Annotated in this window: 15 protein-coding genes and 1 tRNA gene; 9 read left to right on the top strand and 7 right to left on the bottom strand. The window is 68.1% G+C overall.

Annotated elements, in window-relative coordinates; genetic code table 11:
- Positions 1–14: 14 nt before the first annotated feature.
- Positions 15–1,289, bottom strand: coding sequence for a DUF3631 domain-containing protein (locus G412_RS32870; RefSeq protein WP_051338043.1), 1,275 nt, complete (start codon positions 1,287–1,289; stop codon positions 15–17).
- Positions 1,290–1,596: 307 nt separating this feature from the next.
- Here G412_RS32870 and G412_RS0101530 point away from each other — a divergent pair, with 307 nt between their 5' ends.
- The 3 genes from G412_RS0101530 to G412_RS0101520 all read left to right on the top strand — a co-directional run bounded on the left by G412_RS0101530 (position 1,597) and on the right by G412_RS0101520 (position 3,638).
- Positions 1,597–2,082: a helix-turn-helix domain-containing protein gene (locus tag G412_RS0101530; RefSeq protein ID WP_028810517.1), complete on the top strand. Its 486-nt coding sequence runs from the start codon at positions 1,597–1,599 to the stop codon at positions 2,080–2,082.
- Positions 2,083–2,268: 186 nt separating this feature from the next.
- Entirely contained in the window at positions 2,269–2,487 is a 219-nt protein-coding gene (locus G412_RS0101525) for a helix-turn-helix domain-containing protein (protein ID WP_028810516.1), read from the top strand.
- The gene (locus G412_RS0101520; protein WP_028810515.1) at positions 2,487–3,638 is read left to right on the top strand and encodes a tyrosine-type recombinase/integrase; all 1,152 of its coding nucleotides are present in this window, start codon (positions 2,487–2,489) and stop codon (positions 3,636–3,638) included. The genes G412_RS0101525 and G412_RS0101520 overlap by 1 nt, the downstream gene beginning before the upstream one ends.
- Positions 3,639–3,804: 166 nt before the next feature.
- On the opposite strand, the gene G412_RS0101515 is transcribed toward G412_RS0101520, so the two are convergent.
- Both G412_RS0101515 and G412_RS0101510 read right to left on the bottom strand, forming a co-directional pair.
- On the bottom strand, positions 3,805–4,239 hold the full coding sequence (locus G412_RS0101515; protein WP_028810514.1) for a hypothetical protein: 435 nt from the start codon (positions 4,237–4,239) through the stop codon (positions 3,805–3,807).
- A 441-nt stretch (positions 4,240–4,680) separates the two neighbouring features.
- Positions 4,681–4,754: transfer RNA gene (locus G412_RS0101510), tRNA-Gly, on the bottom strand.
- Positions 4,755–5,220: 466 nt separating this feature from the next.
- Between G412_RS0101510 and dcd the strand changes: the two genes are divergently transcribed.
- Together dcd and G412_RS0101495 are read left to right on the top strand one after the other, a co-directional pair.
- Positions 5,221–5,796 carry a dCTP deaminase gene (dcd, locus tag G412_RS0101500; RefSeq protein ID WP_028810513.1) on the top strand — a complete coding sequence of 192 codons (576 nt, stop codon included), beginning with the start codon at positions 5,221–5,223 and terminating at the stop codon, positions 5,794–5,796.
- Between the two features lie 8 nt (positions 5,797–5,804).
- Entirely contained in the window at positions 5,805–6,302 is a 498-nt protein-coding gene (locus G412_RS0101495) for a phosphoribosyltransferase (RefSeq protein WP_028810512.1), read from the top strand.
- Between the two features lie 105 nt (positions 6,303–6,407).
- On the opposite strand, the gene G412_RS0101490 is transcribed toward G412_RS0101495, so the two are convergent.
- From G412_RS0101490 to G412_RS0101475, 4 genes are all read right to left on the bottom strand, one after another.
- Positions 6,408–7,304 (bottom strand): Yip1 family protein, encoded by an 897-nt coding sequence (locus G412_RS0101490; protein ID WP_028810511.1) that lies wholly within the window; start codon positions 7,302–7,304, stop codon positions 6,408–6,410.
- A gap of 101 nt (positions 7,305–7,405) precedes the next feature.
- Complete coding sequence (locus tag G412_RS0101485; protein ID WP_028810510.1) at positions 7,406–8,527, bottom strand: FG-GAP repeat domain-containing protein; 1,122 nt, start codon at positions 8,525–8,527, stop codon at positions 7,406–7,408.
- 182 nt (positions 8,528–8,709) lie between these two features.
- A complete protein-coding gene (locus G412_RS0101480) occupies positions 8,710–10,977 on the bottom strand; it encodes a (Fe-S)-binding protein (protein ID WP_028810509.1) in 2,268 nt (755 codons plus the stop codon).
- 157 nt (positions 10,978–11,134) lie between these two features.
- Positions 11,135–11,626 carry a sugar transferase gene (locus G412_RS0101475; RefSeq protein WP_028810508.1) on the bottom strand — a complete coding sequence of 164 codons (492 nt, stop codon included), beginning with the start codon at positions 11,624–11,626 and terminating at the stop codon, positions 11,135–11,137.
- A 180-nt stretch (positions 11,627–11,806) separates the two neighbouring features.
- On the opposite strand from G412_RS0101475, the gene dnaK reads away from it, so the two are divergent.
- From dnaK to G412_RS0101455, 4 genes are read left to right on the top strand one after another with little or no spacing between them, the layout of a single operon-like run.
- Positions 11,807–13,666, top strand: coding sequence for a molecular chaperone DnaK (gene dnaK, locus G412_RS0101470; RefSeq protein ID WP_028810507.1), 1,860 nt, complete (start codon positions 11,807–11,809; stop codon positions 13,664–13,666).
- Positions 13,663–14,340, top strand: coding sequence for a nucleotide exchange factor GrpE (grpE, locus tag G412_RS0101465; RefSeq protein ID WP_028810506.1), 678 nt, complete (start codon positions 13,663–13,665; stop codon positions 14,338–14,340). Before dnaK ends, grpE begins: the two co-directional genes overlap by 4 nt.
- A 48-nt stretch (positions 14,341–14,388) precedes the next feature.
- A complete protein-coding gene (dnaJ, locus tag G412_RS0101460) occupies positions 14,389–15,576 on the top strand; it encodes a molecular chaperone DnaJ (RefSeq protein ID WP_028810505.1) in 1,188 nt (395 codons plus the stop codon).
- A 1-nt stretch (position 15,577) separates the two neighbouring features.
- Entirely contained in the window at positions 15,578–16,027 is a 450-nt protein-coding gene (locus tag G412_RS0101455) for a heat shock protein transcriptional repressor HspR (RefSeq protein WP_028810504.1), read from the top strand.
- Positions 16,028–16,122 lie beyond the last annotated feature (95 nt).

Genomic DNA, 16,122 nt, shown 5'->3' with positions numbered 1-16,122 from the left:
CGGACCGCGACTCGTCACCGCGCTGACCTGCAAGGAGACGGGTCGCGACGGGTCGTGCCGGGTCGGGCCCCGGTCGTCGCTTCGGGTGCGGGCTCGGGGCAGTAGCGGGCCCAGGAGTCGGTGAACTGCAGCCGGGTGAAGCCCCTGGCCTGGACGTTGCCGTGGAAGCGGCGTGTGACCGAGCTGATGCCGTACTCCCTCAGCAGGAGTTGCAGGCCCCGAGGGGTCAGGCCCTGGGTGGTGTACTCCGCCCAGGGCATCTCGTCGTCCTGATTGAGGATGTCGAGGAGTCGGCTGGTGCGAAGCGCCGGCGGGTTGCCTTCGGTGGTGAAGGCGCGGCGGATGTCGGCCAGGAGGCGGATGCCCAGGCTGCTGCGGTCCTGGTCGTGCTCGGCTTCGTGCTTGGCCATGATGCGGCAGGCGGTGCGGGCGAGGTCCGGCCATGCTCCGCCGGCGAGGTCGGCGACGGTCACCAGCGGCTGCCAGGTGTCGGCCGCCCGGTCTTCGACCGGCATGGCCGGTGTCAGCTCCATCGCCTCGGCGTGCAGCGGAGTCAGCCAGGCGACGAGCCGGTCACGTAGCGCGTGGAGGGGCGGGGTGTCACGGAAGGTACGGAACTCCGCCACTTTCTCGCCCGGCCTGCGGCGGCGCATCCGGATCACGATCGACCGGTCCATGATCGTGTCCGGCAGGTCGCCGATGCCGGCGAGGGCCGCCATGGCGAACGTGGGGAACTTCGAGACCTCGTGGTTGGGTCCGGAAACCCGCAGGGTGGGGCGGTTGCGCTGGTGCCCCGCGTTGAGCAGGCCGCGCATCTCCTCGTTCTTCTCCGCGACTTTCGCGGAGCCGAAGAGAGTGTCGGCCTCGTCGACCAGCAGGGTGGGCGGTGTGGCGGTGATCGACCGGAACACTGCGGCGGCCGACGCGTTGACCGTGATCAGCGGATCGTGAACGCTCTCGGTGATCACGTCCAGCAGCCGCGACTTGCCGCACCGCTTCGCTGGCCCCACCACGGCCAGCCGCGGAGCGTGTTGCCACGCCGTCTGCAAGTGCGTAGCCGCAACCCACAAGGTCACGGCCGTGAACGCCTCCCCGCTCGGCAGTACGACGTAGCGGCGAATTTGTTCCCGCAGCTCCGCGAGTACCGCCTCGCCCTCGGACGCCGGAGCGGGTTCGGGCTCTTCTGCGGGCGGCGGTACGGGCTCGGTGGGACGGCCGGGTATGGCCACCGGCGGCCACATGGCAGTGGTGTTCGGAAGGGATGGCGTGCTCTGGGCGGCATCGTCCATACTGGACATGTAGCTCCTCCGCTTGCGGGCCAATGGGACGGCAATCCCGGCCTCGCAGGTCAGTCGTTCAGGGATGGGCGGCATGAGGTTTGCGCTCTGAGCCCCTCGGTGTTGGGTCACCGGGGGGCTTTTTGTATGTCGGGGCTGGTTGAAGGCATGCCTCAGCGGATCGGTGCGGTCTGCTGGGGTGCTTTACGGTACCACGAGCTATGCGCATCGCATAGCTCTATGCGATCCGCAGAACGGATGTTAATCTTGTTCCACGCCGCACAACAGGCGGTTCACGCAGCGAACGGGAGGAGGGGCAATGCCGGATGACGAGGGAACCCCTGAGGGGGTGCTCCTCAGCGGCGAGGAGAACGCCGCCGTGCGGGTCAAGCTGGAGCGCGAGAAACGCGGCTGGAGCACCACCACACTGTCCGACCGCATGAACGACGTCGGCTTCGACATGAACCCGTCTGCGGTCTGGCGCATCGAGAATCGCAAGCGCCGGATCAACCTCGACGAGGCCATCGGCTTCGCCGAGATCTTCGGTGTCCCGCTCAGCAACTTTGTCGGGCCGCCCAGCCTGGCGACCATGGGGCGGGCCATGGAGCTGATCGACAACGTCGTCGCCGCCTACAGAGCCTCCAACCGTGCCAACCACGAGGCGCGGAAGGCTCGCGACCAGCTCGACGCCTATCTCGCCGAACACCCGGACATCCGTAAGGAGGCTGACGTGATGGTCTCCAACGCCATCGCCACCGAACTGGTGAAGAGCAACGAAGAGTACGGCCCCGTCTCCGACGCATAGCCGCTCACTCCAACCGGCGCAGCGGAAACGCAAACCCTCGCTGTGGCCGTCCTGCCCATCCCATCCCTGAACGACGAGGCCAGGCGCGGGGTTGCCGCCCCATCCGCCGGCCGGAACCGGAGCACTCACTTGCGCCCTTCGGCGATACCGCACACCCCCGTTCAGCACCCGCGATCCCAGGGGGAGGTGACCACCACCGACACCCTCCTCACCGTGGAGCAGGCCGCCGAACACCTCGGCACCGGCGTGCGCTTTATCCGGCGACTCATCCAGGAGCGCCGCATCCGCTACGTCAAGCTCGGCAAGCCCGTACGGATCCCTGAGAGCGCCATCGCCGCGTACATCGAGGAGCGCACCGTTCCGACTCTCGGCGACGCGCGTTCCCGCTTCGGGAAGGCAGCCTAATGGCCGCCCGCAAGCCGCAGCGGCGGCGCGAGTTCGGCACCGTTCGTCAGCTCCCGTCGGGGCGGTGGCAGACGCGCTACTGGGCTCCGGACGGCAGCCGTCGCACCGCCCCGGAGACCTTCGAGACGCGTACCGAGGCCCAGACCTGGCTCACGCTCACCCAGGCCGACATCGAGCGCAAGCACTGGGTGGATCCCGGCGCGGGCTCGGTCAACTTCGAGACGTACGCCATGAAGTGGGTCGAGGAGCGCGGGCTCTCCGCCACCACGGAGGAGCTGTACCGAAGGCTCCTGCGCCTGCACCTGCTGCCCGTATTCGCCACGGTGAACCTGGATGACATCACGCCGCCGAGCGTGCGCACCTGGCGGGTCGAGCGGCTGGGGGCGACCGGTGCGACGACCGTCGCCAAGTCCTACCGCCTCCTCAAGGCCATCATGGAGACGGCGACCGACGACGAGCTGATCCGCCGCAACCCCTGCCGGATCAGGGGCGCCGGCAGCGAGAAGGCCAAGGAACGCCCGACGGCCACAGTCGAACAGGTCGACGCGCTCGCCGACGCCATGGGGCCGAGGTGGCGGCTGATGGTCTACTTCGGTGCCTACGGGCCCATGCGCCCGGAAGAACAGGCCGCCCTCCGGCGCCCCGACGTCACCCTCGAACCCCTCGCGGTCAAGGTCCGTGACGCCGCGCCCGAGCTGACCAGCGGCCGTCGCGTCGAAGGCGACACCAAGTCGGCCGCGGGAAGGCGGACCGTCTTCCTCCCGGCCTTCCTGCACATCGAGGTGAAGCGACACCTCGATTGGTACGCCGAGAAGGAACCCGACGGACTCCTGTTCGTCGGGGAGAGGGGAGCCCCCTTCCGCCGGTCCACCTTCGGCCGCAAGTGGCGCAGGGCTCGGGCCAAGGTCGGCCTGCCGGAGGGCTTCCGCTTCTACGACCTCCGGCACACCGGCCATACCCTGTCCACCCAGTCGGGCGCCACGCTCAAGGACACGATGGTCCGCGCCGGCCAGTCCTCGGAGAAGGCTGCGCTGATTTACCAGCACTCCGATGGGGAGCGGCAGCAGGAGGTTGCGAAAGGTATTGATGCCAAGGTTTGTGCCGTCAGGCAGAAGGCGGTAGCTGAGGCATCGCAGGTGCATGAAGTCTGAGGGGATCTGACAGCGGCGGTGCGGTGCGGTGCGCTGCCGCACCGCCCGCGCCCGAGTGTATGAAGCGAGATGGTTCTAAGAAGTGGGGCGTCTTCGAGGAAACAGCCGTATTGCGCTGAGTGCTCAGGCTGAGCCGCAGGCGCCGCCATGATTGAGTCTCTGAATCTTATGCGGCTGTGGTGGGTCGCTTAAACTCCCAGTGGATCTCGGGGCGGGCCATCGCGAGCCTGCGGAGCATGTTCTGGAACCGATTCTCATTGACCTGAAACTGCCCGTGCGGGCCCTTGCTGAGCGCGTCCATGATGTAGTCGAGCGCCGCACGCTCTTGCGCCTCGGAAGCGAGCACACTCACGTCAAGGACGAGGAGTTCGGGCCTGTAGACGACGAAGGCCCAGCGCTCGTCGGAGTAGAGCAAGCGCTCTGGGAACGTGCGCAGACCTCGGCGTACGATCTGAGTGCGGACAGCTTGCAGGCGCGTGATCCGCAGACGATCCATCCCTTCCCGGTCGCGCACCCAAGCGTTGCGGATGACGGCCGAGCCGTTGTTCTTGTCCACCGCAGCTTCGATCGAGTCGAGCGTGCTGGTGCGTACGTAGACCATGGACGCGCCTCTCCTGTTAACCGTTCGTTAGCAGGAGACATCGTCACCGTCACAGCGCGTCTATGAACCGAATTGTTGAGTTTCCAACCCGCAAGGCTGGCTTGAGTGGTAATGCGGACGTTCGGCGGTGTTCTTCATCGGCGGCGACGGCCTGGCTTGCCGCAACCGGAGGGATTGGCTGGTGGCGGCTCAGGTGAGGGAGGGGTGAAGCAGGCCAACTGCGTACTTGCCGCGAGCCTTGTTCATCCTGGGTGGCGCCGCAGACCGCGTCAGGGGGTCTCGGGATCCGAGAAGCCTTAGTTGTCGCGCTGCGATCTGGACGCTATCTGCCCCTTCGGCTGTGGATCGATCTGGGCGACTTGGGGCACGCGGAGGGCATGCCACTCTCTAAGAGGTCTAGACAACAAAAAAGCCCCTGGCCGCTGGCCTGGGGCTTTTGCTTGGAGCGGGTGACGAGAATCGAACTCGCGCTCTGAGCTTGGGAAGCTCATGTTCTACCATTAAACTACACCCGCGTAGCGGGCCGTTGGGTGGCGCCGCTTCGTTCGGACAGTGTACCCCAATCGCCCCGGCGGTGTGTGCGGTGGGGGTTTTCGTGGCGTCGTGTGGGCGTAGCTTGGAGGGCGGAGTGCCGCCTGGAGTGGCGTCCTGTTCATCCCCTAATGTGGCCTTCTCGTCCACGCTTTGTTGGGGAAGGGACTTGATGGACTTGATGGAGCCCACCGTCGTCCGCTGTGCCGAGGGGCACGTGTTCAGCACCACATCGTTCCCGCTGCAGCAGCTCGGAGCCGACCGTATCGGGCCCGGGCGGCTCATCCGCTGCCCGCGTTGTGCCCGGCTTCGGCATGCCGTGCCGGTGGCGGTGGTGGAGCAGCGCTAGGGAGCGGCCGAGGGTCGCTGAGGCTGGCCGTAGACCGGGGTGAGAGGCGCGCGGGGTCGTCCGATTGGGGCGGGCCCGCGCGCTCTGCGTATCCTCGGGGCGTGCTTCTCTCAGACAAGGACATCCGGGCCGAGATCGACGCCGGACGCGTGCGTATTGATCCGTACGACGAATCCATGGTGCAGCCCTCGAGCATCGACGTGCGGCTCGACCGCTACTTCCGGGTGTTCGAGAACCACCGCTACCCGCACATCGACCCCGCCGTCGAGCAGGCGGACCTGACGCGGCTGGTGGAGCCGGAGGGGGATGAGGCGTTCATCCTGCACCCCGGCGAGTTCGTGCTGGCGTCGACGTATGAAACGATCACGCTGCCGGACAATCTCGCCTCGCGGCTGGAGGGGAAGAGTTCGCTCGGGCGGCTCGGGCTTGTTACGCATTCCACCGCCGGGTTCATCGATCCCGGCTTCTCCGGGCATGTCACCCTTGAGCTGTCGAATCTGGCCACCTTGCCGATCAAGCTTTGGCCCGGCATGAAGATCGGGCAGCTGTGCATGTTCCAGCTGAGCTCGCCCACGGAGTTCCCGTACGGTTCCGAGCGGTACGGGTCGCGTTATCAGGGGCAGCGGGGGCCGACCGCCTCGCGGTCCTTCCTCAATTTCCATCGGACGCAGGTGTGATGCCGGGTATGAGTGATGTACGGGAAAATCTGACCTACGAGGGGTTCGGCAACGCGGTGCGCGAGCTCGCGCAGACCATTGCTGACGACGGGTACGAGCCCGACATCGTGCTGAGCATCGCGCGGGGTGGAGTTTTTGTCGCCGGTGGGCTGGCCTACGCCCTCGACGTCAAGAACATTCATCTCGTGAACGTGGAGTTTTATACGGGGGTCGGGACGACCCTTGAGATGCCCGTCATGCTGGCGCCCGTCCCCAACGCGATCGACTTCAGCAATAAGAAGGTGCTGATCGCGGACGACGTCGCCGACACGGGCAAGACGCTCAAGCTCGTGCACGACTTCTGCCTCGATCATGTGGCGGAGGTTCGCAGCGCGGTCGTTTATGAGAAGTCGCATTCGCTCGTGAAGTGCGAGTACGTGTGGAAGCGCACCGACGAGTGGATCAACTTCCCCTGGAGCGTGCAGAAGCCCGTCGTGCGGCGCACCGGGCAGGTTCTGGACGCGTAAATAGACGAGTGGATCAGAAAGGCCCCGGTGCGGGATTCGCGCCGGGGCCCTCTTTGTCGTGCGAAGCGGGTGGGGGGTGGGGGGAATGTGGGAGTGGTGCCTGCGTTAGATCGTGCCCAGTTTGATCAGGGACAGCAGCGCCACCAGCTGGATCGCGGACGCGCCCAGCGCCTTCTGCCAGGGCAGGTCGTGCGACTTGCTCACCATTGAGGTGAACAGCGCCGCCGCTCCCAGCCACGTCACCCAGCCGAGCACCTGAACCAGCGCGTTCTCGCCGCCGAGGAAGATCGCGAAGACGAGGCGCGGGGCGTCCGTCATCGACATGATCAGCATCGAGAGGCCGACGGTCGGCTGCCAGGAGCCGTTGCCGCCGAGCTGGCGGGCCAGCGTGTGCGTCACCGCGCCCAGGATCAGGCCGCAGATGATCACCGCGATGCCGGTGGTCAGGACGTACGGGATGGCGTTCGGCAGGGTCGCGTTGATGGCCTCTTCGCGGGCCTTGTCGAAGCCGAAGACCGCCAGCAGGCCGTAGAGGAAGGTCACCACCAGCGCCGGGCCCCACACCGGGTAGTCGCGCATCTGCCAGAACGTCGGGCCCGGACGCAGCACGATGCCGCTCAGCAGCTGCTTCCAGTGCAGGCGCGGGCCCGCCGGCGGGGCGGGGGCGTTGCCTGCGTCGTAGGTGCTGCCGTCGCCGTACGGGTCCTCGCCGATGCTGAACGCGGTGGTGTGGCCCGGGTTGTTGCTGGCGGCGTACGGGTCACCGCCTCCGGGGCCGCCACCCTGGGCATGGTGGGGGTGCGAGTCGCCGAAGTATTCGGGCTCGCCGTGCTGTCCGCCGTACTGCGGTGCCTGCGGCCACTGCTGCTGGCCGTACGGGGACTGAGGCGGTGTCGCCTGCTGCCCGTACGGCTGTTGCCGCGGTTGCTGCCGCTGTTGCCGCTGCGGTTGTTGTTGCGGGGTGCGGTTGTCCCGGCCGCGTCCGATCCTGAATCCAGCCACGTAATCGAACGTACCTGGTCCGGATGCGCCGTATGCCGGGCCTGCCGCAACAGGCCCGGCTTTGCGGCCGAGCTGTGACATCCCCTAGGGGGAGTGCGGGCTCAGCGTTGCTGGGTGGAGAAAACCGCCGTGGAGAAGGTGACGGTCTTTTCGGCGGCTGAGGAGTGGAGGGTGATGACGTCCTTCGTTTCGCCCCGGTGTGTACGCGCCACCGTGTCCGGCTTCTTGTCGCCGTCGAAGTCGGCGTACCGCAGGAGGTCCGTGGTGGGCGTCTCCTCGCCCGCCGGGAGGCCGCCCGGCCGCGGCTTGACCGCCTTGAAGGTGTACGTACCGCCCGGGCGCCCGGGGCCCGCCGGTCCGCCGAGCAGCAGCGTGCCGCGTCCGGCGGTTCCGGGCGCGTGCGGGCGGGTCGCTGAGACGAGATCGTCGTAGCCGTCACCGTTGACGTCGGGCGCGAGGTCGGGGGAGACGAGGACGGGGCCGACGCCCGCAAGCGCCTCCGCGGCCGCGCGCGGGGCGCCGGCGCGGGTGAAGGGGCCGCGCAGGTAGCTGAGGCGTCCGCCGCCGGCGGTCACCGCCAGGTCCTTGCTGCCGTCGCCGTCGAAGTCGCCGCAGACGGGGTGGCCGGGCCACTCGTTGCCGAACCGGGCCCGGTCGGGGATGCGGAGCTTGACCGCCTTGCCGGTGAGGCCGTTCGCGGCGCCGAAGAGCATCTGGAGCGGTACGGGCGGCATGCCCGTGCCGTCGAACGGCGGGTCCGTGGTGACCACCAGGTCGGCGTAACCGTCCTGGTCGAGGTCGCAGGCCGCCTCGGCGTCGAAGGCCGCGGGAAGCACGCCCTCGGTGCGGGCGGCGTTGCGGGCGGGCGTCAGGAGCTGGCGTACGGAGGGGTCGAGGGGCCGGGAGGGCTCGGAGCCGTACACGATGCCGATGCCCGCGTCGTCGCCCAGGCGGTCTTCCGGGTCCTTGACCAGGTCGTTGAGCACGAGGTCGCGGTAACCGTCCCCGTTGAAGTCCTCGGCGACGCGGCTGCCCTTGCCGTGCGGTACGGGGCGCGGGGGCGCGGCGGCCTTGGCCGCCATGGTGGCCGGGGAGGAGACGGCCTTGGCGCCGGTGGCCGGGGAGCCGCTGTCGGCGGAGGCGCCGCAGCCGGGCAGGAGTAAGGCGCAGCTCACTACTGCTGCCACTGCGGTCCCTCTTCGCATGACCCACCCCGCCCGCATCGCAAGTTCCAGTCGGCACATGATGCTCTTTTTTGACCGCGGCGGTAAGCGGGGTGAGCGGAATGAGTGGGGTGGGTGAGCGGAGCGGGCGGAGTGGGCGGAGTGGGCGGAGTGGGCGTACGAAAGCGGCCGGACCTGCCCCCGAGGCAGATCCGGCCGCTTCTTCTTCTCCTGCCCAAGGGCTACTTCGCCGGTTCGGGCTCCGTCGCGCTCTCCGGCTCCGGCGCGTCCTCGGGGTCGGCCGGTGTCTTCACCGAGTCGAGGAGCAGCTGTGCCACGTCCACGACCTGGAGGGACTCCTTCGCTTTGCCGTCATTCTTCTTGCCGTTGACCGAGTCGGTGAGCATCACCAGGCAGAACGGGCACGCGGTCGAGACGATGTCCGGGTTGAGAGACAGCGCCTCGTCGACGCGCTCGGTGTTGATGCGCTTGCCGATCCGCTCCTCCATCCACATGCGCGCGCCGCCGGCGCCGCAGCAGAAGCCGCGTTCCTTGTGGCGGTGCATCTCCTGCTGACGCAGGCCCGGAACGGCCGACATGATCTCGCGCGGCGGCGTGTAGACCTTGTTGTGCCGGCCCAGGTAGCAGGGGTCGTGGTACGTGATGAGGCCCTCGACCGACGTCACCGGGATCAGCTTGCCCTCGTCGATGAGGTGCTGGAGCAGCTGCGTGTGGTGGATGACCTCGAACTCACCGCCCAGCTGCGGGTACTCGTTCGCGATGGTGTTGAAGCAGTGCGGGCAGGTCGCGACGATCTTCTTCGACGACTTGGGCTTGCGGGTCGACGGGTCTTCGTCGTCTTCGCCGTACGCCATGTTCAGCATCGCGACGTTCTCCTGGCCGAGCTGCTGGAACAGCGGCTCGTTGCCCAGGCGGCGGGCCGAGTCACCCGTGCACTTCTCGTCGCCGCCCATGATCGCGAACTTGACGCCCGCCATGTGCAGCAGCTCCGCGAAGGCCTTGGTGGTCTTCTTCGCGCGGTCCTCCAGGGCGCCGGCGCAGCCGACCCAGTAGAGGTACTCGACCTCGGACAGGTCCTCGATCGTCTTGCCGACGATCGGCACCTCGAAGTCGACCTCCTTGGTCCACTCGACGCGCTGCTTCTTGGCCAGGCCCCAGGGGTTGCCCTTCTTCTCCAGGTTCTTGAGCATCGTGCCGGCCTCCGAGGGGAAGGCGGACTCGATCATCACCTGGTAGCGGCGCATGTCGACGATGTGGTCGATGTGCTCGATGTCGACCGGGCACTGCTCGACACAGGCGCCGCAGGTGGTGCAGGACCACAGCACGTCCGGGTCGATGACGCCGTTCTCCTCCAGCGTCCCGATCAGCGGCCGCTCGGCCTCGGCCAGCGCGGACGCGGGCACGTCCTTCAGCTGCTCGGCCGTCGCCTTCTCGTCGCCCTCCATCGTCTTGCCGCCGCCCGCGAGCAGGTACGGCGCCTTGGCGTGCGCGTGGTCGCGCAGCGACATGATCAGGAGCTTCGGGGAGAGCGGCTTTCCGGTGTTCCAGGCGGGGCACTGCGACTGGCAGCGGCCGCACTCGGTGCAGGTGGAGAAGTCGAGGATGCCCTTCCACGAGAACTGCTCGACCTGGGAGACGCCGAAGACGGCGTCCTCCGCCGGGTCCTCCCAGTCGATCTCCTTGCCGGCGGAGGTCATCGGCTGGAGCGCGCCCAGGGCGGTGGCGCCGTCGGCGTTGCGCTTGAACCAGATGTTCGGGAACGCCAGGAAGCGGTGCCAGGCCACACCCATGTTGATGTTGAGCGAGACCGTGATCATCCAGATCATGGTGGTGCTCAGCTTGATCATGGCGAACAGGTAGACCAGGTTCTGCAGCACGCCGACGCTCAGGCCCTTGAACGCCAGGACCAGCGGATACGAGGCGAAGTACGCGGGCTCGTAGTGGTCGACGTGGTGCAGGGCGCCTTCCAGGCCACGCAGGACGTAGATGGCCAGGCCGATGGTGAGGATGACGTACTCGACGAAGTACGCCTGGCCCATCTTCGAGCCGGCGAACCGGGACTTGCGGCCGGGGCGCGAGGGCAGGTTCAGCAGGCGGATGACGATCAGCACGGCGATGCCGAGGGTGGTCATCACTCCGATGAACTCGATGTAGAGCTCGTACGGCAGGAAGCCGCCGAGCACCGGCAGCGTCCAGTCGGCCCGGAAAAGCTGGCCGTAGGCGGTGACGATCGTCGGCGGCAGCGTCAGGAAGCCGACCGCCACGAACCAGTGGGCGAAGCCCACGATCCCCCAGCGGTTCATCCGCGTGTGGCCGAGGAACTCCCTGACCAGCGTGACGCTGCGCTGGTAGGGGTTGTCGGTCCGGGCGCCGGCGGGGACCGGCTGGCCCAGTTTGAAGTAGCGGACGAACTGGCCGATGGCGCGGGCGAGCAGCGCAACGCCGACCACGGTCAGGACCAGCGACACGATGATCGCGGCGAGTTGCATCAAGGGGCTCCTCGGGCCTGCGAGGTGAAAGTTCAGAGGGATTACTAAGCGGTAACTTATTCAGTCCGTGCTGAGCGTACCCATTTATGCCGCCGCACTGTAGTTGCGCAGGCGGTGATCTGTGTCGCGTAAGGCTTCCCTCAGCACCTGGCCGCCCTCAGCACCTGGCGGCGAGGACCGCGGGAATCGTGCGGGCCAGGACGGCCAGGTCGAGGCCGAGCCAGTGCTGCTCGATGTAGTGCAGATCCAGTACGTCCATCTCCTCCCACGGCAGCTCCGAGCGCCCGCCGACCTGCCACAGCCCGGTGATGCCCGGCCGCACCACCAGTCTCGCCCGTGTCGCCGAAGAATGGCCCGGCGGCAGCGGGCACGGGCCGACCAGGGACATCTCGCCGCGTACTACGTGGATCAGCCGCGGCAGTACATCCAGCCGCCACCGGCGCAGCAGCCCGCCGACCGGGGTGCGGGGGTCGGTGCGCAGCGTCAGCATCTCGAAGGGGCGGCCGGCCAGGCCCGCACGGGTCTTGCGTACGAGCAGCGGGCCCCGCGACGTTACGGCCGCCGCGGTGGCGGTGAGGAGCAGGAGAGGGGCGGCGATCGGCAGTAAGGCGGCGGTGACCACCAGGTCGAAGATGCGCTTCGCGAGCATGGGGCGTACTTTTTCATGGCTTTCGTCCGGAAATGGGGCATGGTTGGGTGTGGGCGTGCCGTGCTCATGCCGATAAGGGCCGCATAAGAGTTGAGTCGCCTCCACTCAGGTCTGTTGACGCGAATGGATCCGTCATGCATCCTTGAGTCTGTTCCACTCAAGTCAGCTGGAGGAATCGAAATGGCACGTGCGGTCGGCATCGACCTGGGCACCACCAACTCCGTCGTCAGCGTTCTGGAGGGCGGCGAGCCCACCGTCATCACCAACGCCGAAGGCGCCAGGACCACGCCGTCCGTCGTCGCTTTCGCGAAGAACGGTGAAGTGCTGGTAGGCGAGGTTGCCAAGCGCCAGGCAGTCACCAACGTCGACAGGACGATCCGGTCGGTCAAGCGCCACATGGGCACCGACTGGAACATCGAGCTCGACGGCAAGACCTTCAACCCGCAGCAGATGAGCGCCTTCATCCTGCAGAAGCTGAAGCGCGACGCCGAGGCGTACCTGGGCGAGAAGGTGGCCGACGCGGTCATCACCGTCCCGGCGTACTTCAACGACTCGGAGCGCCAGGCGACGAAGGAGGCCGGCGAGATCGCGGGCCTGAACGTCCTGCGCATCGTCAACGAGCCGACGGCCGCCGCCCTGGCGTACGGCCTCGACAAGGACGACCAGACCATCCTCGTCTTCGACCTCGGTGGCGGCACCTTCGACGTGTCGCTGCTGGAGATCGGTGACGGCGTCGTCGAGGTGAAGGCCACCAACGGTGACAACCACCTCGGTGGTGACGACTGGGACCAGCGCGTCGTCGACTACCTGGTGAAGCAGTTCCACTCCGGTCACGGCGTGGACCTCTCCAAGGACAAGATGGCGCTCCAGCGCCTGCGCGAGGCGGCCGAGAAGGCCAAGATCGAGCTGTCCTCCTCCACCGAGACCTCGATCAACCTGCCGTACATCACGGCGTCGGCCGAGGGCCCGCTGCACCTGGACGAGAAGCTCACGCGCTCGCAGTTCCAGCAGCTGACCGCCGACCTTCTGGAGCGCTGCAAGACGCCGTTCCACAACGTCATCAAGGACGCGGGCATCCAGCTCTCCGAGATCGACCACGTCGTTCTCGTCGGTGGCTCGACCCGTATGCCGGCCGTCGCCGAGCTCGTCAAGGAGCTCACGGGCGGTCAGGACGCCAACAAGGGTGTGAACCCGGACGAGGTCGTCGCCATCGGCGCCTCGCTCCAGGCCGGTGTCCTCAAGGGTGAGGTCAAGGACGTCCTGCTCCTCGACGTCACGCCCCTGTCTCTCGGTATCGAGACCAAGGGCGGCATCATGACGAAGCTCATCGAGCGCAACACGACGATCCCGACGAAGCGCTCCGAGATCTTCACGACGGCCGAGGACAACCAGCCGTCCGTGCAGATCCAGGTCTACCAGGGCGAGCGCGAGATCGCGGCGTACAACAAGAAGCTCGGCATGTTCGAGCTGACGGGTCTGCCGCCGGCCCCGCGCGGTGTCCCGCAGATCGAGGTCGCGTTCGACATCGACGCCAACGGCATCATGCACGTCGCTGCCAAGGACCTCGGCACCGGCAAGGAGCAGAAGATGACCGTCACCGGTGGCTCCTCGCTGCCGAAGGACGAGGTCAACCGGATGCGCGAAGAGGCCGAGAAGTACGCGGACGAGGACCACAAGCGCCGCGAGGCCGCCGAGGCGCGCAACCAGGCCGAGCAGCTCGTCTACCAGACGGAGAAGTTCCTCAAGGACAACGAGGACAAGGTTCCGGGTGACGTGAAGTCCGAGGTCGAGACCGCCATCACCGAGCTGAAGGAAAAGCTCAAGGGTGAGGACACCGCCGAGATCCGCACGGCTACGGAGAAGGTCGCGGCCGTCTCCCAGAAGCTCGGCCAGGCCATGTACGCGAACGCCGAGGGTGCTCAGGCCGCGGGCGGCGACGCTCCGGGTGCCGAGGGCCACGCCAAGGCTGACGACGACGTCGTCGACGCCGAGATCGTCGACGACGAGCGTGACGCCGGCCGGCAGGGAGGCGCCGCATGACGGAGGAGACTCCGGGCTTCGAGGAGAAGCCCGACGTCCCTTCCGGCGCCACTCCCGAAGACGCCGAACCGCAGGCTGCCGCGCCCGAAAAGGCAGGGACCGACTCCGTCGAGGAGTCGGGCCCGGCAGCCCCGGCCGGGGACGTACAGGACGTAGCTCTGACGGCGCAGCTGGACCAGGTGCGTATGGCGCTCAATGAGCGCACCGCGGACCTCCAGCGGCTCCAGGCGGAGTACCAGAACTACCGTCGCCGCGTGGAGCGGGACCGGGTCACGGTCAAGGAGATCGCTGTCGCGAACCTCCTGAGCGAGCTCCTCCCGACCCTCGACGACATCGGCCGCGCGCGGGAGCACGGCGAGCTGGTGGGCGGGTTCAAGTCGGTCGCCGAATCGCTGGAGACGGTCGCCGCCAAGATGGGCCTGCAGCAGTTCGGCAAGGAGGGCGAGCCCTTCGACCCGACGATCCACGAGGCGCTGATGCACTCGTACGCACCGGACGTCGACGAGACCACGTGCGTCGCGATCCTCCAGCCCGGCTACCGGATCGGCGAGCGGACCATCCGTCCCGCGCGGGTCGCGGTGGCCGAGCCCCAGCCCGGCGCCACGCCCGCCAAGGCGGACGAGCCCGAGGCCAGGGCTCCGGACGAGGAGAGCGGTGGCCCGGACGAGGGCTGACGTGACCAGCAGCAGTACACGTAGCGGCAGGAAGGAGGGACGTCGGGGATGAGCACGAAGGACTTCGTCGAGAAGGACTACTACAAGGTTCTCGGCGTCCCGAAGGACGCCACCGAGGCCGAGATCAAGAAGGCGTACCGGAAGCTCGCCCGCGAGTTCCACCCGGACGCCAACAAGGGCGACGCCAAGGCGGAGGACCGCTTCAAGGAGATCTCCGAGGCGAACGACATCCTCGGCGACCCCAAGCGGCGCAAGGAGTACGACGAAGCGCGTGCTCTCTTCGGGAACGGGGGCTTCCGCCCCGGTCCCGGCGCCGGCGGCGGCACCTTCAACTTCGACCTGGGCGACCTCTTCGGAGGCGCCCAGGGCGGGGCCCAGACCGGCGGCGCCGGCGGGTTCGGCGGCGGCCTCGGGGACGTGTTCGGGGGCTTGTTCAACCGGGGCGGGCCGGGTGCGCGTACGGGTACGCAGCCGCGCCGCGGCCAGGACATCGAGTCCGAGGTGACGCTCAGCTTCACCGAGGCGGTCGACGGGGCCACGGTCCCGCTGCGGATGTCCAGCCAGGCACCCTGCAAGGCGTGCGCCGGCACCGGCGACAAGAACGGCACACCCCGCGTGTGCCCGACCTGCGTCGGCACGGGCCAGGTGTCGCGCGGCGGCGGTGGCGGCTTCTCGCTCACCGACCCGTGCGTCGACTGCCGGGGCCGCGGGCTCATCGCCCAGGACCCCTGCGACGTATGCAAGGGCAGCGGCCGCGCCAAATCCTCACGCACCATGCAGGTCCGGATCCCGGCGGGCGTCTCCGACGGCCAGCGGATCCGGCTGCGCGGCAAGGGCAGTCCCGGTGAACGGGGCGGCCCGGCGGGCGACTTGTACGTCGTCGTCCACGTCGGCACCCACCCGGTCTTCGGCCGCAAGGGCGACAACCTCACCGTCACCGTGCCCGTCACCTTCGTGGAGGCGGCGCTCGGCGGCGAGGTGAAGGTCCCGACGCTGGGCGGCCCGCCCGTCACCCTGAAGCTGCCGCCCGGCACGCCCAACGGCCGTACGATGCGCGCCCGCGGCAAGGGGGCGGTCCGCAAGGACGGCACCCGCGGCGACCTGCTGGTCACCGTGGAGGTCGAAGTGCCGAAGGGCCTTGACGACAAGGCCCGTGAGGCGCTGGAGTCCTACCGTGAGGCGACCGCGGGGGAGGACCCGCGGGCGGAGCTGTTCCAGGCCGCGAAGGGAGCATGAGATGGACCCGCGCATGCGTCGTAACCCGTACCAACTGACCGACGAGTCACCGGTGTACGTCATTTCGGTCGCGGCCCAGCTCTCCGGCCTGCACCCGCAGACCCTCCGGCAGTACGACCGCCTCGGCCTGGTCTCCCCCGACCGCACGGCCGGGCGCGGGCGGCGCTACTCGGCCCGCGACATCCAGTTGCTCCGTCAGGTGCAGCAGCTGTCGCAGGACGAGGGCATCAACCTGGCCGGCATCAAGCGCATCATCGAACTGGAGAACCAGGTGACCGCGCTCCAGCAGCGCGTCGCCGAACTCTCGGCGGCGGTCGACGGCGCGGCGGCCGCGCTGCAGCAGCGCGAGGCGCAGGTCCACGCCTCGTACCGGCGTGACCTGGTCCGGTACGAGGACGTACAGCAAGCGAGTGCGCTGGTGGTCTGGCGCCCGAAGCGGACGTCGGAGTAGTCCGGCTCCGTACGGGAAGAACCGTGCGCGGAGAAGGCCCGTCACCCACGACTCGGGGTGACGGGCCTTCTGCCGCGCCCCGTCGGCGTACGTGC

Origin of the sequence: Streptomyces flavidovirens DSM 40150, assembly GCF_000429085.1 — a bacterium.
Taxonomy (GTDB): domain Bacteria; phylum Actinomycetota; class Actinomycetes; order Streptomycetales; family Streptomycetaceae; genus Streptomyces; species Streptomyces flavidovirens.
The sequence above is the reverse complement of the archived record's forward strand: the minus strand, read 5'-3'. Positions and strand labels throughout refer to the sequence as shown.